Origin of the sequence: Pseudomonas sp. O230 (assembly GCF_045447035.1) — a bacterium.
Classification (GTDB): domain Bacteria; phylum Pseudomonadota; class Gammaproteobacteria; order Pseudomonadales; family Pseudomonadaceae; genus Aquipseudomonas.
Genome location: NZ_JBJGXN010000003.1, coordinates 13,334 through 35,372 on the forward strand (window position 1 = coordinate 13,334; position 22,039 = coordinate 35,372).

At 61.5% G+C, this 22,039-nt stretch carries 13 protein-coding genes; 9 read left to right on the plus strand and 4 right to left on the minus strand.

Features of this window, described 5'->3' with window-relative positions:
- Positions 1–74: 74 nt before the first annotated feature.
- Genes peaB through peaD form a run of 3 tightly spaced genes read left to right on the plus strand, consistent with a single transcriptional unit; the run spans position 75 to position 2,973 of the window.
- The gene (gene peaB, locus ACI77H_RS06510; protein WP_407011058.1) at positions 75–1,505 is read left to right on the plus strand and encodes a quinohemoprotein amine dehydrogenase maturation protein; all 1,431 of its coding nucleotides are present in this window, start codon (positions 75–77) and stop codon (positions 1,503–1,505) included.
- 1 nt (position 1,506) lies between these two features.
- Entirely contained in the window at positions 1,507–1,830 is a 324-nt protein-coding gene (qhpC, locus tag ACI77H_RS06515; RefSeq protein WP_008145336.1) for a quinohemoprotein amine dehydrogenase subunit gamma, read from the plus strand.
- 24 nt (positions 1,831–1,854) lie between these two features.
- Complete coding sequence (peaD, locus tag ACI77H_RS06520) at positions 1,855–2,973, plus strand: quinohemoprotein amine dehydrogenase subunit beta (RefSeq protein ID WP_407011059.1); 1,119 nt, start codon at positions 1,855–1,857, stop codon at positions 2,971–2,973.
- A gap of 111 nt (positions 2,974–3,084) precedes the next feature.
- Here peaD and ACI77H_RS06525 read toward each other — a convergent pair whose 3' ends face one another.
- Positions 3,085–3,486 carry a lysozyme inhibitor LprI family protein gene (locus ACI77H_RS06525; RefSeq protein WP_407011060.1) on the minus strand — a complete coding sequence of 134 codons (402 nt, stop codon included), beginning with the start codon at positions 3,484–3,486 and terminating at the stop codon, positions 3,085–3,087.
- A 266-nt stretch (positions 3,487–3,752) separates the two neighbouring features.
- On the opposite strand from ACI77H_RS06525, the gene ACI77H_RS06530 reads away from it, so the two are divergent.
- On the plus strand, positions 3,753–4,241 hold the full coding sequence (locus tag ACI77H_RS06530) for an SRPBCC family protein (RefSeq protein WP_407011062.1): 489 nt from the start codon (positions 3,753–3,755) through the stop codon (positions 4,239–4,241).
- A gap of 546 nt (positions 4,242–4,787) precedes the next feature.
- On the opposite strand, the gene inhA is transcribed toward ACI77H_RS06530, so the two are convergent.
- Positions 4,788–5,483 carry an isonitrile hydratase gene (gene inhA, locus ACI77H_RS06535; protein WP_407011063.1) on the minus strand — a complete coding sequence of 232 codons (696 nt, stop codon included), beginning with the start codon at positions 5,481–5,483 and terminating at the stop codon, positions 4,788–4,790.
- 91 nt (positions 5,484–5,574) lie between these two features.
- On the opposite strand from inhA, the gene ACI77H_RS06540 reads away from it, so the two are divergent.
- Positions 5,575–6,567: a GlxA family transcriptional regulator gene (locus tag ACI77H_RS06540; protein ID WP_407011064.1), complete on the plus strand. Its 993-nt coding sequence runs from the start codon at positions 5,575–5,577 to the stop codon at positions 6,565–6,567.
- Here the strand turns inward: ACI77H_RS06540 and ACI77H_RS06545 are convergent.
- Both ACI77H_RS06545 and ACI77H_RS06550 read right to left on the minus strand, forming a co-directional pair.
- Positions 6,543–6,932, minus strand: coding sequence for a hypothetical protein (locus tag ACI77H_RS06545; RefSeq protein ID WP_407011065.1), 390 nt, complete (start codon positions 6,930–6,932; stop codon positions 6,543–6,545). The two genes, ACI77H_RS06540 and ACI77H_RS06545, sit on opposite strands and share 25 nt — an antisense overlap.
- 260 nt (positions 6,933–7,192) lie before the next feature.
- Positions 7,193–9,019 carry a glycoside hydrolase family 15 protein gene (locus tag ACI77H_RS06550; RefSeq protein ID WP_407011066.1) on the minus strand — a complete coding sequence of 609 codons (1,827 nt, stop codon included), beginning with the start codon at positions 9,017–9,019 and terminating at the stop codon, positions 7,193–7,195.
- 328 nt (positions 9,020–9,347) lie between these two features.
- Here ACI77H_RS06550 and ACI77H_RS06555 point away from each other — a divergent pair, with 328 nt between their 5' ends.
- The 4 genes from ACI77H_RS06555 to ACI77H_RS06570 all read left to right on the plus strand — a co-directional run bounded on the left by ACI77H_RS06555 (position 9,348) and on the right by ACI77H_RS06570 (position 22,036).
- Positions 9,348–10,520: an MFS transporter gene (locus ACI77H_RS06555; RefSeq protein ID WP_407011068.1), complete on the plus strand. Its 1,173-nt coding sequence runs from the start codon at positions 9,348–9,350 to the stop codon at positions 10,518–10,520.
- A gap of 168 nt (positions 10,521–10,688) precedes the next feature.
- Positions 10,689–11,423 (plus strand): thioesterase II family protein, encoded by a 735-nt coding sequence (locus ACI77H_RS06560; RefSeq protein WP_407011069.1) that lies wholly within the window; start codon positions 10,689–10,691, stop codon positions 11,421–11,423.
- Positions 11,424–11,680: 257 nt separating this feature from the next.
- Positions 11,681–20,923: an amino acid adenylation domain-containing protein gene (locus ACI77H_RS06565; protein WP_407011070.1), complete on the plus strand. Its 9,243-nt coding sequence runs from the start codon at positions 11,681–11,683 to the stop codon at positions 20,921–20,923.
- A 54-nt stretch (positions 20,924–20,977) separates the two neighbouring features.
- Entirely contained in the window at positions 20,978–22,036 is a 1,059-nt protein-coding gene (locus ACI77H_RS06570; RefSeq protein ID WP_407011071.1) for a TauD/TfdA family dioxygenase, read from the plus strand.
- The last annotated feature ends 3 nt before the right edge of the window (positions 22,037–22,039 follow it).

Sequence of the window (22,039 nt, forward strand, 5' to 3'; positions counted from 1 at the left end):
GACCGTTAACCGAATCAGACACTTTTTGGAATGACCGCAGGCCCCGTAAAACGGGGTTTGCACAGGAGGTTGCAATGGGCGCTATTTTGAATCTGGTCGAACGGAACCTGCACGAAGTGCATGTCGATGCCGACCGCATGCTGTTCCATATCCCCAGCAGTTCGCTGTTCGCCAGCGATGAGCTGACCGGCACCATCATCGACACCTTGCGCGGTCCCGGCTGTTCGTCGGACGACCTGATCGAGCGTTTGGCCGCGCGCTTCAACGGTGAAGAAATCACCGAGACCCTGCGCGAGCTGATGGCCCTGGAACTGGTCAGCGACGGCTCGCCACTGACCCCGGACATCGGCACCAAACGGGTCGAGCGCACCGCGATCAATACCGTGGTGCTAAACGTCAACACCGGCTGCAACTTGAGCTGCACCTACTGCTACAAGGAAGACCTCGACAAGCCGTCGGCGGGCAAGAAAATGGACGTCGAAACGGCTGTTGCGTCCGTGGAAATGCTGCTGCGCGAATCCCCGGACGAAGAGCGTTTCACCGTGGTGTTCTTCGGTGGCGAACCGCTGAGCAATCGCAAGCTGATCGAGTACATGGTCGACTATTGCGAGAAGCGTTTCCGCGAGGCCGGCAAGTTCGTCGAGTTCGTCATGACCACCAACGCCACGCTGCTCACCGAAGAGACCGTGGACTACCTCAACGCCCATCGCTTTGGGCTTTCGGTGAGTATCGACGGGCCGAAAACCGTGCACGACCGCAATCGCATCACCGTGGGCGGGCAGGGCACGTACGACGTGGTGCGGCGCAAGGCCGAGATGCTGCTGTCGCGCTACAACAGCCGTCCTGTCGGTGCGCGGGTGACCCTGACCACCGGCGTCACCGACGTCGAAACCATCTGGGATCACCTGTTCAATGAACTGGGGTTTGCCGAAGTCGGGTTTGCCCCGGTGACCTCCGGCGACATCAGCACCTTCAACCTGAGCAGCGACGAGTTGATTGAAGTCTTCGCCAGCATGAAGAGGCTTGGCCGGCGTTATCTGGAAGCGGCGCTGGAGCATCGCAACATTGGGTTCTCCAACCTGCACCAGTTGATCACCGACATCCACGAAGGCCACAAAAAAGCCCTGCCATGCGGCGCGGGCCTGAAGATGCTGGCGGTGGATCACAAGGGCGAACTGAACCTGTGTCACCGCTTTACCGGCTCTTCGCTGCCGACCTTCGGCAATGTGCACAGCGGTGTGAAACAAGTGGAGTTGAACGACTTCCTGTCCCAGCGCCTTGACCGTACCAACACGGGTTGCGAGGACTGCCAGATCCGCAATCTGTGCTCCGGCGGTTGCTACCACGAGAGCTACGCCCGCTACGGCGACCCGACCCACCCGACCTATCACTACTGCGAACTGATGCGTGACTGGGTCGACTTCGGCATCGAGGTCTACACCCGGATCATGGCTAACAACCCTGCGTTTATCAGCAGCTACATCACTCCGCGCAAGGCTCACTGATATGAAACATCTCAAGGCAATCAATAACAAAGCGTTGAAACTCGATGAGGCCGCGGCCGAAAACCGTATCGAAGAAGTGGTGGCGATGAGCTCCGTCGCGGGCTGCGCCTCGACCACCGACCCGGGTTGGGAGATCGATGCGTTTGGCGGTGTGTCGTCGCTGTGCCAGCCGATGGAAGCCGACCTTTATGGCTGCTCTGACCCTTGCTGGTGGCCGGCCCAGGTGCCCGACATGATGAGCACCTACCCGGACTGGAACAAGGATGCCCAGGCGTCCAACGAAAACTGGCGCAACCTTGGCACTGTCTTCCCCAAAGACAAGTGATCAGATAAGAAGAAGGATTCCAGCATGCACAGCATCAAAGCCTGCGGCCTGGCCGCTTTCGCCCTCCTGAGCAGCTGTTCGCTCAGTGTTCTGGCCGATGAAAACACGGCCCTGCAAGACGGTCACGAGTACATGGTGACCACCAATTACCCGAACAACCTGCACGTGCTCGACCTGGCCACGGACACCTTGTTCAAGACCTGCAAGATGCCGGATGCCTTCGGTCCTGGCACCGTTCAGTTGTCGCCGGACCGCAAGACCGCTTACGTGTTGAACAATCACTACGCCGATGTCTACGGCGTCGAACTGGACAGCTGCAAGCAGGTGTTCCACGCCAGCATCACCCAGAAGCCGGGGGAGAAAGCGCGGTCGATGTTCGCCTTTACCCTCAGTCATGACGGCAAGGAACTGTTCGCCATTGCCAACCCGACGTTGATGCTCAACGACCGCTACGAAGTGCAGCAGCCGCGCCTGGATGTCTACGCCACCGACGCCGGCATGGACGCCAAACCGTTGCGCAGTTTCCCGGCGCCACGGCAGCTGACCATCATGCAGAGTGGCGACGACGGCACGCTGTATGTGGCCGGGGCGGATGTCTACAAGGTTGATGTGAAAACCGGCAAGTTCGATGTACTGATCCCCAGCCGTCACTGGAAACGGGCCAACTACAGCGCACCGGACGTGCTCTACGTGTGGAACCAGCAGACCTATCGCCATGACTTCTCGCTGCTCTACACCGCGGCGAAATTCAAGGACAAGAAACAGGATCCGTTGACCGCCGAGTACCTGTACGGGTTGTTCAGTATCGACCTGAAAACCGGCAAGACCGAAACCACCGACTTCGGCCCTTTGACGGAAATCTACTTCAGCGGCATGCGCTCGCCGAAGGATCCGAACTTGATGTTCGGCGTGCTCAATCGCCTGGCAAAGTACGACATCAAGGAAAAGAAAATGCTGCAGGCGGCGACGCTGGATCATTCCTACTACTGCATTTCCTTCAACAAGGACGGCAGCAAGATCTATCTCGCCGGTACGTTTAATGACGTGGCGATTTTCGATCCCGAGAGCATGAAGCAGATCGGCAGCATCAAATTGCCGGGTGGGGATATGGCGATTACCACGGCGCAGATATTTGTCCGGTAATTGCGGCGTCTGATCGGCCGCCATCGCCAGCAAGCCGGCTCCTACAAGGGATCACGCCGAATCCGTAGGAGCCGGCTTGCTGGCGATGGGGCCTTCAGCAACAACGGGAACTTACTGCCCGGGCACCGGGCAACTCAAATCTCCCTCCTGACACTTCAAGTAAGTTTTCAACGCCTCCACCCGCGCCTTGGTCAGGTCCGTGACGCAATTGCTGTAGATCAACGGATAAACACTCCCGCCCTCTACCCCGGACGCCGAAAACTTGCACTCGGCATCCCGAAACCCGATCCACGCTCGCTGCGCGCCGACCAACAGCTTCTTGCTGTCGGGACTGCCTTTCAAGCGCTCGGTGATTTGCTGGTAAAGCACATTCAACTCCTTGTCCGCCGCCTTGTTTTGCTGCACCGCGCATTGATTCATCGTGGCCTGGTCGGCGGCGTTGTCGCAATCGACGGCATGAGCAACGGTGGTGAACAGCAACGGCGTCAGCGCCAGGAGCACGCGTGGGTACATGGGGATTCTCGCTGTGACTGGAAAAGTGAGGTGCAGTGTAGCGAAGCCTCATAGGCTTGCGGTGGCGCTGCAAGCCCTTTGCAAGTGATCTGCGAACGCTTGGATGTCCTCGCACCTGTACAACTTCTCTCGTTCTCAACCCCGAACTTTGCCACGGATGTGCGGCCGAATATTTCAGGCAGGGTTGATTGAGAAACCCGATTGATACAACTTTAAGGTTGGTCTTGTGGTCTTACAGGCCTACTGTTCAGTACAGGAGGTGACTTATGAACCCAGCATCAGATCGCATCGAAAGGAAGATCCTGCTTAAAGCGCCGCGCTCGCAGGTCTGGCGTGTGCTGGCCAACGCCGAAGCGTTCGGGCAGTGGTTTGGCGTGGCACTGGAAGGCAAGCGTTTTGTCGCCGGCGAGTGGACTCAGGGGCAGATTACTTACCCCGGTTATGAACACTTGCTGTGGAATGTCCTGGTGGAGCGAGTCGAGCCGGAACGCGTGTTTTCGTTTCGCTGGCACCCGTATGCCGTCGAGCCGGAAGTCGACTACTCCCAGGAGCCCACCACGCTGGTGCTCTTCGAACTTGAAGACATGGATAACGGCACCTTGCTCAAGGTCACCGAGTCCGGCTTCGATCACATTCCCCAGACGCGGCGGCTCAAGGCGTTCCGCATGGACAGCCGTGGTTGGGATGAGCAGATGAACAACATCGAAGAATTTCTGAAGATCAACACCAAGGCTCGCGAGCATCAGCAAGAATAATGGCCTGAGGGCCCCTGAATTCGTAGCTTGCAGGCTAGACACCTGAGGTGTCTAAGGGTTTTCGGAAGGGCTGGTATAGCGAATGTCTTACACGCAGTGGTAACGATGTCGCCTGTTGCAGATTGGATCCGATGCGTATTCTGGCTACATCAACTGAAGCACAGGAAGCGCTTCAGGATCACGGATGATCGACCATCAGCAAGGATTCGCTACCGACAGGAAGTCGACAATGGTCTTGGGAAAAACCCGCCTCTGGCGGGTTTTTTTTCGTCTGTCGAAAAGGCTCTGGGATGAGTCTTCATGAAATGGTCAATGGCTTACACCAGAGGGCGGGTATGTCGTCTGTTTACGCATCAACAATGTAGTTAATCTGGGTCCATCAACTGAGTCGCAGGATGCACTCAGGATCACGGATGATCGACCATAGGCCTGGATGGCTGCTGACAGGATGTCAAAATGGTCTTGAGAAACCCGCTAAGGCGGGTTTTTTTGTGGGCGATGGGAATTCCTCGGTGAAGCCGGGCATTGTCTGCACCGAGGAATGGATCAGCGTACTGAAACCTGATCGAGCTTCGCCGCCACACGCTCGGTGATTTCCGAGCGCAATTTCAACGACCCGGCAGCCCGTTTCCGCGCATCCTCCAGCACGCTGACCGGCGCGGTCTCAGGGCAGCCCGAAGCAAACGGCGGCGCCGGCGCATATTCCAGCTGCAACTGCACCAGCTGCGCCGTGTCCTTATCGAACAATTCAGCGGCTAATGTCAGCGCAAAATCGATGCCTGCGGTGATCCCGCCACCGGTCAACAGATTGCCATCGCGCACCACCCGATCCTTCACCGGGATCGCACCCAATGGCGCGAGCAATTCGTGATACGCCCAGTGAGTGGTCGCGCGTTTACCCTTGAGCAGGCCTGCAGCGCCCAGCACCAACGCTCCCGTGCACACCGAAGTGACATACCGCGCCTGGGCCGCCTGAGCCTTGATGAACGCCAACGTTTCGTCATCCTCCATCAACGGCCCGACACCGCTACCGCCGGGAATGCAGATCACATCCAGCGCCGGGCAATCGTCGAAGGTGGTGGTGGGCTTCAACACCAGGCCGGTGCTCGCGGTGACGGGCATCAGGTCTTTCCAGATCAGATGCACCTTCACGTCCGGCAGCGAGGCCAGCACGTCGTAAGGGCCGGTCAGGTCCAGTTGTTGAACCTGTGGAAACAACAGAAAACCGATCTGCAACGTCATGGTGTTTTTTCTCATGAAGTGGGTGGACGGCTTCACTGTAGGCTCGTAGGATTTGGCGTATACGCCAATTACCCCACGAATTACGCCAAACATGCCCAAGACCATTCATGTGCTCGCCTTCAGCAATGTGCAACTGCTCGACGTCACCGGGCCGCTGCAGGTGTTCGCCTCGGCCAACGACATTGCCCGCCAGAAAGGTTTGCTGCCGCCTTATGCACCGACAGTGATTGCCAGCGGCGGCGGGGCGGTGATGTCGTCGGCGGGCTTGGCGCTGTTGGCCGAGCCGTTGCCTGAGCAAAGCAGCGACACGCTGATCATTGCCGGTGGCTGGGGCGTTTACGCGGCGGCGGAGGATGAGGCGCTGGTGGCTTGGGTGCGTGAACATGCGACGGGGTGTCGACGGGTGTCATCGGTGTGCACCGGGGCGTTTTTGCTGGCGGCCAGCGGCTGGCTCGATGGCCGGCGGGTGGTCACTCATTGGACCCGTTGCGAGCAGTTGGCGCAAAAACACCCGCGCTTGCATGTCGAACCCAATCCGATCTTCATCAATGACGGCCCGGTCTGGACCTCGGCCGGCGTCACTGCGGGTATCGACCTTGCGCTGGCCATGGTCGAAGAGGACCTCGGGCGCACTATGGCGCTGGAAGTGGCGCAGCAGTTGGTGGTGTTTCTGAAGCGTCCGGGCGGTCAATCACAATTCAGCGTGACCCTGTCGTTGCAAAAACAAGGTAACCGTTTCGACGATCTTCACGCCTGGATCAGCGAACATCTCACCGTGGACCTGGGTGTGCCAACCCTCGCCCTGCAGGCGGGCATGAGCGAACGCAGCTTCGTCCGCCACTACCGCGCCGACACCGGCCAGACGCCGGCGCGGGCCATCGAGCTGATTCGGGTCGAGACGGCGCGGCGGCTACTCAGCGATACCGGCGTGCCGATCAAGCGGGTCGCGGTGCAGTGTGGGTTTGGTAGCGAAGAGACGCTACGGCGCAGTTTCCTGCGTGCCATGGGGGTTACGCCGCAAGCCTATCGCGAACGGTTTTCGGTGAGCGCCGAGGCCGATCAAGTGTCCGTTTCCATGACCTGATTAAAGTACTTCGCCCGATCCGGCGTAAACGTCACCACCATCCCGGTTCGCGAGCACGTCAATGCGCGTTCTTCAGCCAGATCAACCTCCAGGTCTTCCCCGCGCAACCCCTGCCACTGCGCGAGGTACTTGAGGGATCCATACTTTTCGAGTTTCTTCAGGCTGCGGCTGACGCCACCTTTCCAGCCCAGCACCGGCAGTTCACCGGCCTGGCATTGTTGGGCCATTTCGGGAAAACGCGCGGCCCGTTGGCGGCCGATTTCCCAGCATTTGATCAGGCCTTTGTCGGGGCCTTCCCACAGTTCATCGCGGTTCAGGCCTGTGCGGAGAGGGGTGTCAATGCTGCGGTGGATGCGTTGGGTCATTCGGGTTCCTTGAATTCGGGTTTTGTTGGACAGCTCCGCTGTACCCGTTGAGGAGGGATGTTAGGTGGGGATGTAATGGGTGGCAACAAACGATTTTCCGGGTGGGCGTGCGGGGTTGTTGAGTGTTTGTAGGTGTGTGGCCTACAGGAACCGAGTGTTTAAGCCGGCGGGCCGAGTTAACGTTGATCGCCAGCAAGCCGGCTCCTACATAGCGCACATCTGTAGGTGCCGGCTTGCTGGCAAGCAATGACGACGAGGTCTCAAGGCTGCCAGTAACCTTTCTCCCCACTCAATTTTCGGTCCAGGAAACTCGCCGCACTGATCAGCGCCAGGTGCGTCAGCGCTTGCGGCGTGTTCCCCAGATGCCGCGCATGGCTGTCGAGTTCTTCGGCGTATAACCCCAGCGGGTTTGCATACCGCAGCAGCTGCTCAAACTCCAGATGAGCCTTCTCCACCTGACCGGCCCGGGCCAGGCATTCGACGTACCAGAACGAACACGCGGCGAATGCGCCCTCCGTGCCGTCGAGGCCATCGATCCGCGTGTCTTCGTTGCGGTAGCGGTAAACCATGCCGTCGCGCACCAGGGTTTTTTCGATGGCTTGCAAGGTTGAGAGCCAACGCGGGTCTTTGGCGCTGACGAAGCGCACCAGTGGCATCAGCAACATCGAACCGTCGAGCGCTGTGCCACCGATGTGCTGGACGAAATGACCGTGCTCTTCGTTCCAGAAGTTTTCCCAAATGTCGGCGTAAATCGCTTGGCGCGTCTGGTCCCAACGAGCAAACGGGGCGGGCAGGGAGCGTTTGGAGGCGAGGCGAATCGCGCGGTCCAGCGCGACCCAGCACATCAATCGCGAGTGCAGAAAGTGGTGCTGCTCGCCGCGCATTTCCCAGATGCCGACGTCCTTTTGCTGCCAGGTTTCACAGACCTGATCCACCACTTGCGCGGTGTGCTTCCAGCCTTCGTGGGAAATGGCGTCGCCGTATTTGTTGACCAGATACACCGCATCCATCAGCTCGCCATAGATGTCGAGCTGCACCTGATCGTATGCCTGATTGCCGATGCGCACCGGTGTCGCGCCGCCATGCCCGGACAGGTGCGAAAGCTCGGTTTCCGGCAATTCCTGGCGGCCGTCGATGGCGTAGAGAATGTTGAGTTTCATCGACTTGCCGTGGCAATCGCTGACGCGTCCGCGCAGCCAGCGCATGTAGTCGTTGGCTTCGTCGACAAAACCCAGGCGCATGAACGCATAGACGGTGAACGAGGCATCGCGGATCCAGGTGTAGCGATAATCCCAGTTGCGTGTGCCGCCGGGCGTTTCGGGCAAACCAAAAGTTGCGGCGGCGAGGATTGCGCCGTGTTTGCGCGAGGTCAGCAACTTCAGCGCGAGGGCCGAGCGATTGACCATTTCCCGCCAGCGTCCCCGGTAGTTGGATTGGCCGATCCAGTCGCGCCAGAACTTCAACGTCCGCTCCAGGCACAGCTCGGCGGCACCTTCCTTGAAACGCGGATCGTGGAGGGCACCGAGCAGAAACCGGGCGCTCTGATCCTGTTTCAAGGTGAACTCGGCGACCGCTGCATCGCCATCAATACGCAATGCCTGATCTGAAGACAGGCGCATGGGCGGCTGGTCGGCCGCCTCGAAGGCCACGTCTTTTTCATCCATGCGCGCACGGGTCTTGGCGCGTGCATAGTCATGACGCACGGCGCAACGCATCCGGAAGGTGGCTTGGCCACTGACGACCCGCACCCGACGCATCAGTATCGGAAAGTCGTTTTCACTGTCGCCGATCGGCAGCAGGTCGGTGACTTCGACCACCGCACGTTCGCTGAGCCAGCGGGTTTGCAGCACGTTGGTGTCCGGCAGGTAGATCTGCTCGCGGCGGGCGTCGGGCAGGTCCGGCGCCAGTTGGAAAATACCGGCCTCGGGGGTATCCAGCAGCGAACAGAAGATCGACGGGCTGTCGAATTCCGGCCAGCAGAAAAAGTCCACGCTGCCCTTGTCGTTGACCAGCGCTGCACTGCGCATGTCGCCGATGATGCCGTGGGCGTCGATGGCGCTTTGTCGTTCGGGATGATGATCAGCCATTGCCGCGAAACTCCGGATAGAGGCTAATGCCAAGGTCGATGATCAGGGGGCCGCCGAGGTCGAGGGAAATCAGCATGAAGGTTGACGCCTTGAGGTGAGGGCTTAATCAGCTGACTGGCTTGGGCGCTGGAGAGTTCACTTGGCGGAGGGAAAGGGGTGGCCGTGTGGGCCCCATCGCCAGCAAGCCGGCGCCTGCAGCAGAAGAAACGTGATCAACTGTAGGCGCCAGCTTGCTGGCGATGGGGCCTTCACATTCAACCAACATTTCGCCCCTTCCACCTTGAACGGCCATATGGCAACTTGCAGGCCCTTGTCGAGACCCCGAACCATGGCCAACCCCTACCGCGAACTGTTCAAAGCCCCGGGCAGCCGAGCCTTTGTGCTGGCCGGTCTGATCGCGCGCATGCCTATTTCCATGACCGGCATCGGCCTGATCACCATGCTTTCGCAGCTGCAAGGTGGCTACGGACTGGCCGGTGCGGTGGCGGCGACGTTTGCCTTGGCCACGGCGTTTTGCGCGCCGCAGGTTTCACGCTTGGTGGACCGGTTCGGGCAACGCCGGATTTTGCCGGTGTCGGCACTGATCGGTGGCGGGGCGCTGTTGCTGGTGTTGCTGTGCACGCGTTTGCAGGCGCCGCAATGGACGCTGTTTGTGTTCGCCGCGCTGGCCGGCTGCATGCCGAGTATGTCGGCGATGGTGCGGGCACGCTGGACCGAGGTTTATCGCGGCGAGCCGCAACTGCAAACCGCGTACGCTCTGGAGTCGGTGCTCGATGAAGTCTGTTTTATTGTCGGACCGCCGCTGTCGGTAGGCTTGTGCGTGGTGGCGTTCCCCGAAGCGGGGCCGTTGGCGGCACTGTTGATGCTGGCGATTGGCGTCACCGCGTTCGTCCTGCAACGGGACACGGAACCGGCGATTCATCCCCATGAAGACCACCATCAGGGCTCGATCATTCGTTCTAGCGAGATTCAGTTGCTGATGCTGTTGATGGTCGCCATGGGCACCATCGTCGGCGTGGTCGATGTGGTCAGCGTGGCGTTCGCGCAGCAGCAGGGCCAACCGGCGGCGGCGAGTATTGTGCTGTCGGTGTATGCCATCGGTTCATGCCTGGCCGGATTGGCGTTCGGCGCGTTGCGCTTGAAAGTGCCGTTGCCGCGACTGTTCCTGTACGGCGGAGTGGCGACGGCGGTAACCACGTTGCCGTTGCTGCTGGCGACAAATATTGCCGGGTTGGCGCTGGCAGTGTTCGTCGCGGGTCTGTCTTTTGCGCCGACGCTGATTGTCGCCATGGCGTTGGTGGAGCGCATCGTGCCGCCGGCCAAACTCACCGAAGGCCTGACCTGGCTGGTGACGGGGATGAGCGTCGGCGTGGCGATTGGCGCGGCCAGTTCGGGTTGGCTGGTGGATGCGTTCGGGGCGCGCAGCGGGTTCTGGGTGGCGATTGCGGCGGGGGCGGTGGTGCTCGGTTCCGCGGTCCAAAGCTTTCGCCATTTGAAATAGAGATCCAATGTGGGAGCGGGCTTGCTCGCGAAAGCGGTGGGTCAGTCAACGTTAATGTCGACTGATATACCGCATTCGCGAGCAAGCCTGCTCCTACATTGGATCTTCGACTAATTCAAACCGGCGCTCATCCGTTCTCTTATCAGACAACTTTTCGAGGTAAGCCCGGTGACCCAGCTGACATTGCTGTGCCTGCCCTATTCAGGCGCGAGCGCCATGGTTTACAGCCGCTGGCGGCGCAAACTGCCGGGGTGGCTCAAGCTGCAGCCGGTGGAACTGCCGGGGCGTGGCGCGCGGTTCGGCGAACCGTTGCACACCGACATGCGGCGCCTTGCGCTGCAACTCGCCCAGGAACAGAAAGCCACGCTCAAGGCGCCGTACGCGTTGTTTGGCCACAGTCTCGGCGCATTGCTGGCCTGCGAAATGGCCCATGCCTTGCGTTCGCTGGGTTGCCCGGAGCCGGTGGCGCTGTTCGCTTCGGGCACCGCTGCACCGACGATGCGGGCTGATTACGACCAGGGTTTCGCCGATCCGAAAACCGATGCCGAACTGATCGAGCAACTGCGCACCCTCAATGGCACCCGCGAAGAAGTGCTGGCCAACGAAGAACTGATGAGCCTGACGCTGCCGATCCTGCGCGCAGACTTCCTGCTGTGCGGCCGTTTCGAGCCGATCCGGCGTCCACTGCTGAAATGCCCGGTGCACGTGCTCGGCGGCAAGGCTGATCGCGCCACCACCGAGCAACTGATTGGCTGGAGCAGGGAAACCCACGGCAGTTTCTCTGTGGATATGCTGGCCGGTGGTCACTTCTTCATCCATGAGCACGAAGCCAAGGTGTTGCGGGTGATCAAGGACCAGCTCGAGGTTCACCATCGCCGGCACGCCATGGCCGCCACTGCCTAATACACTCTCAAGATCACCTATTTCAAATGTGGGAGCGGGCTTGCTCGCGAAAGCGGTTAATCATTCAACATTGATGTTGGCTGACCCACCGCTTTCGCGAGCAAGCCCGCTCCCACATTTTATTTGCAGCGACCTTACATCCTGCGGTTCGCCTCCCTCCTGACACTTGTTCTCATTCGCTAATTTTTCCGGTCTGCATTCGTTTTACAGGGACGACGTGCCTTTGTGCTTCCCGCCACTGATCCGGATGCTTAGAAATGAATGCTGAAGACTCCTTGAAACTTGCTCGCCGGTTTATCGGGTTGCCCCTGGAAAAGCGCCAGATGTTCCTTGCGGCCTTGCAAAAGGAAGGCATTGATTTTGCCCGGTTTCCGATTCCTGCCGGCGTCGAGGCCGAGGATCGTCACGCGTTGTCGTACGCCCAGCAACGCATGTGGTTTCTCTGGCAACTGGACGCGCACAGTGGCGCCTACAACCTGCCGGGCGCGGTGCGTCTGACCGGGCGGTTGAACCTGCCAGCGCTGGAGCAGGCCTTCGCCAGCCTCGTGGAACGTCACGAAACCCTGCGCACGGTGTTCCAGCGCCAGGCCGACGACACGTTGCGACAAGTGCCGGCCAGCGCACCGCTGGTCATCAAGCACATGGATTTCTGTGCCTTGCCGGATTCGCAGCGCGAACGCGCCGTCGCCGAAGCGGCCGAACAGCAATCAGTGTTGCCCTTCGATCTGTCCGTCGGCCCGCTGCTGCGCGTGACCTTGCTCAAGCTCGTCGAGCAGGAACACGTCCTGCTGCTGACCCTGCACCACATCGTTTCCGACGGCTGGTCGATGAACGTGCTGATCGACGAATTCATCCGCTGCTACGACGCCTTCGAGGCCGGTGCACAACCGCCACTCGCGCCGTTGCCGATTCAGTACAGCGACTACGCGTTGTGGCAACGCCGCTGGCTGGAGGCGGGAGAGCAGGCGCGCCAACTGGATTACTGGCAAGTGCAGCTCGGCGACGAACACCCGGTGCTGGAGTTGCCCACCGACCACTCGCGCCCGGCGACGCCAAGCTATCGCGGAACCCGCTACGAGTTCGCCGTCGACCCGCAACTGGCCGAGCAGCTGCGAACCACTGCGCAGAAACACAACATCACCTTGTTCATGCTGTTGCTCGGTGCGTTCAACGCGCTGCTGCATCGCTACACCGGGCAGACCGACATCCGTGTCGGCGTGCCGATTGCCAACCGCAACCGTGCGGAAATCGAAGGCCTGATCGGCTTCTTTGTCAACACCCAGGTGCTGCGCACCCAGCTCGATGGCCACACCCGCGTCGACGATTTGCTGCGCGCCATCAAGGAAACGGCCCTCGGCGCCCAGGCCCATCAGGACTTGCCGTTCGAGCGTCTGGTCGAAGCGCTGAAACTGGAACGCAGCCTCAGCCACACGCCGCTGTTCCAGGTGATGTACAACCATCAGCCGCAGGTCGCGGACATGTCCAGCATCAGCACCGCCTCCGGCCTGGTGTTGGGCGCGATCGAGTGGGAAGGGCGCACCACGCAGTTCGACTTGACCCTCGACACCTATGAAAAGGGCGGCAAGCTGCACGCCGCGCTGACTTATGCCAGCGACCTGTTCGATGCGCCGACCATCGCGCGCATGGCGCAGCACTGGACGCGCCTGTTGCAGGCGATGGTGGTCGATTCGAATCAGCGGGTCGGCGAGCTGCCGATGCTGGCGGCGGATGAACAGCAAGTACTGGTACATGACTGGAACCGCACCGCCGAAATGTATCCCGTCGAGCAATGCGTTCATCAGCTGATTCACGCCCAGGCCCTGCGCACACCCGAGGCGCCGGCGCTGGTGTTTGGCGACCGTCAGCTGACTTATGCACAGCTTGAGGCGCGCACCAATCAATTGGCGCATTACCTGCGCGAGCACGGTGTCGGCGCCGATGTGCTGGTCGGGATCGCCGTCGAGCGTTCGCTGGAAATGGTCATCGGCCTGTTGGCGATTCTCAAGGCCGGCGGCGCTTATGTGCCACTCGACCCGGACTATCCGGCGGAGCGCCTGGCCTACATGATCGAAGACAGTGCGATGGGCGTGTTGCTGACCCAAAGCGCCCTGGTTGGCACGCTGCCGACCGAGGGCATCCAGGTCATCGCACTGGATCAGGACGGCGACTGGCTGGACGGTTACAGCGAAACCTGCCCGCAGGCTTCGGTGAATCCGCTGAACCTGGCCTACGTGATTTACACCTCCGGCTCCACCGGCAAACCCAAGGGCGCTGGCAACAGTCATGCGGCGCTGGTCAATCGCTTGTGCTGGATGCAACAGGCGTATGGGCTGGATGGCAGCGACTCGGTGTTGCAGAAAACCCCGTTCAGTTTCGACGTGTCGGTCTGGGAGTTCTTCTGGCCGCTGATGACCGGCGCCCGTCTGGTGGTGGCGCCGCCGGGCGCGCATCGCGAGCCGGCGCGGTTGATCAGCCTCATCGGCGAGTTCGGCATCAGCACCTTGCACTTTGTGCCGTCGATGCTTCAGGCGTTTATCCACGAGCCGGGCGTTGAAGCCTGCACCCGCCTCAAACGCATCGCGTGCAGCGGTGAAGCCTTGCCGCTGGATGCCCAGCTTCAGGTGTTCGCCAAGTTGCCGGGCGCCGGGTTGTACAACTTGTACGGGCCGACCGAAGCGGCCATCGACGTGACCCATTGGACCTGTGTTGACGAAGGCGCCGACAGCGTGCCCATCGGCCGGCCGATTGCCAACCTGCGCACCCACGTGCTGGACGCACAGTTGCTGCCGGTGCCGGCGGGCGTGGCGGGCGAGTTGTACCTGGGCGGCGCCGGTCTGGCGCGCAGTTATCACCGCCGACCGGGGCTGACGGCCGAGCGCTTTGTGCCGTGCCCGTTCCATGACGGCGAGCGCCTGTACCGCACTGGCGACCGGGTACGTCAGCGTGCCGACGGGGTGATCGAATACCTCGGTCGCCTCGACCATCAAGTGAAACTGCGCGGCCTGCGTATCGAACTGGGGGAAATCGAAACCCGCCTGATGCAGCATTCGCTGGTGCGCGAGGCCGTGGTGCTGGTGCAGGGCGGCAAGCATCTGGTGGCTTACCTGGTGCTGGAAAACGCCGAGGCGCAGTGGCCAGAAACACTCAAGGCCTGGCTGCTGAGCAGCTTGCCGGAATACATGGTGCCGACCTACCTGATGCCGCTCGATGCCTTGCCGGTGACCGCCAATGGCAAACTGGACCGCAAGGCCCTGCCGCTACCGGACGCGGCGCCGCAGCAAGCCTTCGTCGCGCCGCAAGATGCCATGCAGACCGCGTTGGCGCAGATCTGGCAGGACGTCCTGGGTCTGGAGCGCGTGGGCCTTGAAGACAACTTCTTCGAGCTGGGCGGTGACTCGATCATCTCCATTCAAGTGGTCAGCCGCGCCCGTCAGGCCGGCATCCGCCTCAGCCCCCGCGACCTGTTTCAGTACCAGACTGTGCGCAGCCTGGCGCTGGTGGCGGCGTTCGACAACCGCAATGCCATCGACCAAGGCCCGGTCAGCGGTGAAGTGGTGCTGACCCCGACGCAACACTACTTTTTCGAACAAGCCATCGCGCAGCCGCAACACTGGAACCAGTCGTTGCTGCTGACGCCGCGCGAGGCGCTGAACCCTCAAGCACTGGAAGCCGCGTTGGTTGCGGTGATCAACCATCACGATGCCTTGCGCCTGCGGTTTACCGCGAGTGTCGATGGCTGGCAGCAGCGCCACGGATCGCCAGTTGAGACCGCGGGAATGTGGCAGCGGCACGCGGCGTCAACCGAGGCGTTGTCGGCCCTGTGCGATGAAGCCCAACGCAGTCTCGATCTGGCCGACGGGCCGTTGCTGCGCGCATTGCTGTTCAGTCTTGACGATGGCACGCAACGGCTGTTGCTGGCGGTCCACCATTTGGCGGTGGACGGCGTGTCCTGGCGGGTGCTGCTCGAAGACCTGCAGCAGGCCTATGCGCAACTGGCGGTTGGCAGCGCCGCAACGTTGCCCGACAAAACCAGCGCCTATCAACACTGGGCCAAACACCTGCAAGAACATGCCAGCACGCTGAATGAGCAACTACCTTACTGGCAGGCGCAACTCGCCGATGCCCACGACCTGCCCTGTGAAAATCCGTTGGGTAGCTTGCAGCATCGCCACGGCCACAAGATCGAATCGAAGCTCGACGCCGGGTTGACGCGCCAGCTGCTGCAAACGGCTCCGACGGCCTATCGCACTCAGGTCAACGACCTGCTGCTGACCGCGCTGGCGCGGGTGATTTGCAGTTGGACCGGGCATCACTCGACGCTGATCCAGCTCGAAGGCCATGGCCGTGAAGACCTGTTCGACGACCTTGATCTGACGCGCACCGTGGGTTGGTTCACCAGCCTGTTCCCGGTGCGCCTGCAACCTCACGCGGACACGGCGAATACGATCAAGACGATCAAGGAGCAACTGCGCGCCATCCCCGACAAAGGCCTGGGATATGGGCTGCTGCGTTACCTCGGTGAGTCGGCCCAGCGTGAGGCCTTGCAAGCATTGCCGGCACCACGGATCACCTTCAATTACCTCGGCCAGTTCGACCGCCAATTCGATGAGGACGCGCTGTTTGTACCGGCGCTGGAAAGCGGCGGCCAGGCCCAGGATGCCGACGCGCCGCTGGCCAACTGGCTGACGCTGGAAAGCCAGGTCTATGGCGGTCAACTCTTGCTGCAATGGGGGTTTAGTCGCGACATGTTCGCCGACAGCACCGTTCAGGAACTGGCCGCTGCCTACACCGAAGAACTCACCGCGCTGATCGAACACTGCTGCGCCACACCGGCGGGGCAGGTCACGCCCTCGGACTTCCCGCTGGCGCGGATCAACCAGGCGCAGCTTGACGCCTTGCCTGTCGCGGCAGCGGCCATCGAAGACATGTATCCGCTGACGCCGATGCAGCAGGGCATGCTGTTTCACACCCTGTATGAGCCGCAGGCCGAGGCCTACATCAACCAGTTGCGCCTGGATGTTCAGGGGCTGGAACTGGTGGCCTTCGGTCGAGCGTGGCAAGCAGCGATCAACCGTCACGACATTTTGCGCAGCAGCTTCCATTGGTTGGGTCTGGAATCTGCGCATCAGGTGATTCATCGCCAGATCGACCTGCAATTGCAGGTGATCGAGGCCGCCGATATCGACCTCGATGCGCTGGCCGCCGAAGAGCGCAGCCGTGGTTTCGAACTCAGCGCCGCGCCGCTGTTGCGCCTGATGCTGGTGCGCAAAGGCAACGACGCCTGGCACCTGATCTACACCAGTCATCACATCCTCATGGACGGTTGGAGTAATGCGCAGTTGCTCGGCGAGGTGATTCAGCATTACGCCGGGCAGACACTGGCCAACCCCTTGGGGCAATACCGCGACTACCTGGGCTGGATTCAGCAGCAACCCCTGGCGGCGGGTGAACAGTTCTGGAAACAGGCGCTGGCCGACCTCGAAACCCCGACGCTGCTGGCGCACGCCGTGCCGGCACCGGTCGACGGGCGAGGCATGGGCGAGCATCAGCTGACGCTGGAAAGCGCCGCCATGCAGTGCCTGGCCGAGTTTGCCCGGCAGCAGAAAATCACCCTCAACACCTTGTTGCAGGGCGCGTGGGGTCTGCTGTTGCAGCGCTACACCGGTCAAGCGTGCGTGGCGTTCGGCGCGACGATTGCCGGGCGCTCCGCACCGTTGCCGGGTATCGAGCAGCAGTTGGGTCTGTTCATCAACACCCTGCCGATCATTACTGCGCCGTCGTCCACGCAGCCGGTCAGCCAATGGCTCAACGAACTGCAAGCCCTGAACCTGAGCCTGCGCGAGTTCGAGCATGTGCCGCTCTACGACATTCAGGGTTGGGCCGGGCAGCAGGGCAACGCGCTGTTCGACAGTCTGCTGGTGTTTGAAAACTTCCCGGTGGCCGAAGCGCTGAAGCAAGGTGCACCGGCGGGCCTGACCTTCGGCGCATTGCGCAATCACGAAATCACCAGCTACCCGCTGACTCTCGGTATTGAAGTCGGCGCCAGCCTGCGTCTGGAGTTCAGTTTCGATCAGGCCTTGTTCAGCGCCGCGCAGATCGAGCGTTTGAGTGCCAACCTGTTGCATGTGCTGGAGCAGTTCGTTGCGCAACCGCAAAAGGTTTTGGGCTCCGTCAGCCTGTTGGATGCCGAGCAACAGGCACACGTGTTGCGCGGCTCGCGTCCCGCCGCGCCGCTGCTGGACAGTCCGCTGCTGGCGCATCAACGCTTCGAGCAGCAAGCGGCCCGTACGCCCGAGGCATTGGCCGTGATCGCCGGCGACGAACGCCTGACTTATGCCCAGCTCAACGCCCAGGCCAACCAGCTCGCCCATTGCCTGCGCGAGCACGGTGTGGCGCCGGGACAACGAGTCGGCCTGTCGGTGCGGCGCAATGCGCAGATGATCGTCAGCCTCATGGCGATCCTCAAGTCCGGTGCCGGTTATGTGCCGCTGGACCCGGACTACCCGGCCGAACGCCTGGCCTACATGATCGAAGACAGCGGGATGGACCTGCTGCTGGCGCAACCGGAACTGCTGACCGATGTCGCGTTGCCCGCAGGTTTGCCGCGCCTGGCGCTGACCCGCGCATCGCTGGCCGGCTATTCCACGGCCAATCCGGTCAACCTCGCCTGTGCCGAAGACCTCGCGTACCTGATTTACACCTCCGGCTCCACTGGCCGGCCGAAAGGCGTGTGCCTGGCCCACGCTGCGCTGCGCGAGTTTTGCGTGATGGCGGCGGACTATTCGCAACTCAGCGCCGACGACCGCGTGCTGCAATTCGCCACGTTCAGCTTCGACGGCTTTGTCGAGCAGTGCTACCCGCCGCTGTGCGTGGGTGCGGCGCTGGTGTTGCGCGGTGATGAACTGTGGGACACCGACACCTTGTACCGGCAGATCATCGAACAGGGCGTGACCCTGGCGGATTTGCCGGCAGCCTATTGGTACTTGCTGGCCCAGGAATGGGCCGCTCAACCTCAGCGTGACAAAGGTCGACTGCGCCAGGTCCACGTCGGTGGTGAAGCCATGTCGCTGGAAGGCCTGAAGCTCTGGCATGCCGCCGGTCTCGGCGACGTACGCTTGCTCAACACCTACGGGCCGACCGAGGCCACGGTGGTCTCCAGCACTCACCTGTGCACCTTGGCCGACACGCAAAACCTGCTCGGAGTGCCGATTGGCCGCGCCTTGCCCGGTCGTGCGCTGTACGTGTTGGACACTGAGGGCCATCTGCTGCCAACCGGCTGCGTGGGCGAGTTGTGCATCGGCGGTGACGCCGGCATTGCCCAGCACTATCACCAGCGTCCGGGGCTGAGCGCCGAACGCTTCATCGCCGATCCGTTTTCCACCACGCCGGGTGCTCGCTTGTACCGCAGCGGCGACCTGGCGCGCTATCGCGAAGACGGCGCGCTGGAGTACCTGGGGCGCATCGATCACCAGGTGAAAATTCGCGGCTTCCGCGTCGAGCTCGGTGAGCTGGAAGCGCACCTGCAAGGCTTGCCGATGATCAGCGAAGCCGCGGTGCTGGTGCACGAAGGCGTCGGCGGCAAGCAACTGATCGGCTATGTCGTGCCGGTGTTACCGAATGCCGATTCGCGTCAACTCACCGATGTCGTGCGCCAGGCCCTGGGTGAGCGTCTGCCGGAGTACATGCTGCCGGCGCAACTGGTGGTGATGAGCGCGTTGCCGCTCAACCGCAACGGCAAACTCGACCGCGCCGCGCTGCCGGCGCCAGAGGTCTGGAAGGCTGTGGCCGGCACCGCGCCGCAAGGTGAGCTGGAGATTGAACTGGCGCAGATCTGGCAGCAGGTGTTGCACGTCGCCCGTGTCGATCGCGAAAACAGCTTCTTCGAGTTGGGTGGGCATTCGTTGCTGGCCACGCAGATCGTTTCGCAGATTCGTCAGCGTCTGGGCCTGTCGGTGAGTTTGCGCAGTCTGTTCGAACATCCGCGACTGCAGGATTTCGCCGCTCAGGTGCACGCTCTGCGGCATGCCGCCAATGTCTGCGAACGCCCGGCACTGGTGGCGGACCACTCCGGCGAACGCCAGCCGTTGTCCTTTGCCCAGCAGCGGTTGTGGTTCCTGTGGAATCTGGAACCGGACAGCTCGATGTACAACATGCCCGGCGCCTTGCGGTTGCGCGGCGCGTTGAACCTGTCGGCGCTGCGGCAAACCTTTGAAACCCTGGTGCAACGCCACGCCGTGTTGCGCACCACGTTCCATGAGCAAGACGGCCAGGCCTGGCAGCGGGTACACGCCGAACTGCCGTTGGATTTCGCCATCAGCGATCTAAGGCATTTACCGGCATCGGACGTCGAAGCCGCGCAACTGGCTCGTGAGGAAGTTGCCCGGCCATTCGATCTGCGTAATGGGCCGTTGCTGCGGGTACGGGTGTTGCAGGTCGCTGATCACGAGCACGTGTTGCTGCTGACGGTGCACCACATCGCTGCGGATGACTGGTCGTTCCGAATTCTGATCAATGAGTTCGTGACGTTGTATCCGACCCTCAACCAGGGTGGCGTCGCGCAGTTGCCGGAACAGTCCGTGCAGTACGCCGACTTCGCCAGATGGCAGCGCCAGTGGCTGGAGCAGGGCAGCGAGCTGCAACGTCAGCTCGATTACTGGGTCGCGCGCCTTGGCCAACCGCAAACGGTATTGGAGCTGCCGGGCGACGGCGATCAGCGTCAGGCGCAGGAAGGCGCCAGCCAACATTTCACCTTGAATCCGACCCTGAGTCAGCAGTTGCGCGACTTCGCCCAACAGCGTGGATTGTCGCTGTTCATGGTGCTATTGGCCGGCTTCACCCTGGTGTTGCGCCAGCGCACCGAGGTCAGTCGCTTGCGTATCGGCACCGATATCGCCAACCGAAATCAAGTTGAGCTTGAACAAATGGTCGGCTTCTTCGTTAACCAATTAGTGCTGCAAGTGGATGTGAATGCTGACGAGGCTGTCGGGCAACTGTTGCACGCCTGTCGCCGTGCGGTTCTGGAGGCTTCGGAGCATCAGGACCTGCCGTTCGAGCGATTGGTGGAAGCGTTGCGTCTGCCGCGTCGGGCCGGGCGTTCGCCGTTGTTCGACATCAAGTTGATCTACCAGGAAGGCGTCGGTCGTTTGCCGTCCATGGATGGCTTGCTGGTCGAGGATTTCCCGTCGGGCCGGCAAGCCGCCGAGATCGGCATGGTCGCTGCGTTCTACAACGAGGCCGAACACATTCACCTGAGTTTCGAAACACCCGCCGGGCAGTACTTGCCGAGCACGCTGGAAAGCCTGTTCGAACAAATCGAGGCGGTGCTGCAAGCGTTGTTGCGCGCCGACGAGCTGACGGTCAGCCAATTGCTGGACCTGGCCACCGAGGTGCAGCGCCGCGCCGATGCGCGCCTGAACGAACAACGCAAGGCATTGCTGGGCGGGCGCATGGCGATCAAGCGCCGTCGCGGCACGCCGGCAACGCACAGCACGGCGGACTGATTCATTGCAGCGGCGCCCACCGGGCGCCGTCGTCATCATTTTCTGGAGGGGTTTATGACTGTTTCAACCACCAAGTCCATTCCCAAAATCGGTCGCGGTGCACGCAAGAGCCTGTCCACCGACCCGACCCGGCTGGTGAGTTTTGCGCCGATGTTCGACGGTGCCAGCATGCCGCTGGTGTGCCGCCCGGCGGTGCCTGGCGTGAGCCTGGTGGAGTGGGCGACGGAGAATCGCGCCCTGATCGAAAGCAAGCTGCTGGCCCACGCGGTGATTTTGTTCCGTGGCTTCCAGGTGGCTGATATCGCCGAGTTCAACCGTTGCGTGGCGGCAATTTCCGACGGTGCCCTGGAGTACCTGTTCCGCGCTTCGCCACGGACCCAGATCACCGGTCAGTTCAAGATCTACAGCTCCACCGATTACCCGGCGGCGGAGAAAATCTTCCCGCACAACGAGCACTCCTATTCGCCGGTGTTCCCGCGCCACCTGTACTTCTACTGCGACACGCCGTCGACCACCGGCGGCGAAACCCCGTTTGGCGACACCCGCGAAATCCTCGCGCGAATCGACCCGGCCGTGCGCGAGGAGTTTCAGCGCAAACGCATCATGTACGTGCGCAACTACGGCGACGGCATGGGGCTGCCATGGCAGACCGTGTTCCAGAGCGAAGATCGCGGCGAAGTCGAAGCCTACTGCGCCAAGATCGGCATACAAGCGGAGTGGAAGTCGGGCAATCGCCTGCGCACCCGGCAAAACGGCCCGGCCATCGTGCGCCATCCGCTCACCGGCGAACGCATCTGGTTCAACCACGGCACCTTCTTCAACGCACTGACCCTGCCGGAGAGCATCCGCGACAACCTGCTGCGTGAATTCGGCCCGCTGGACCTTCCGCAGAACACCTTCTTCGGTGACGGCACGGCCATTCCCGACGACGTCATCCGCCACCTGCAAGGCATCTATCGCGACGTGATGGTCGAGTTCGCCTGGGAGAAGGGCGACGTCGTCCTGCTGGACAACATCCTCAGCGTGCATGCGCGCAACGAATTCACTGGCTACAGAAAAATCCTCACGGCCATGGCCATCGCGCAGAAAAGCGCCGACCTGGATCAGGAATAAGGA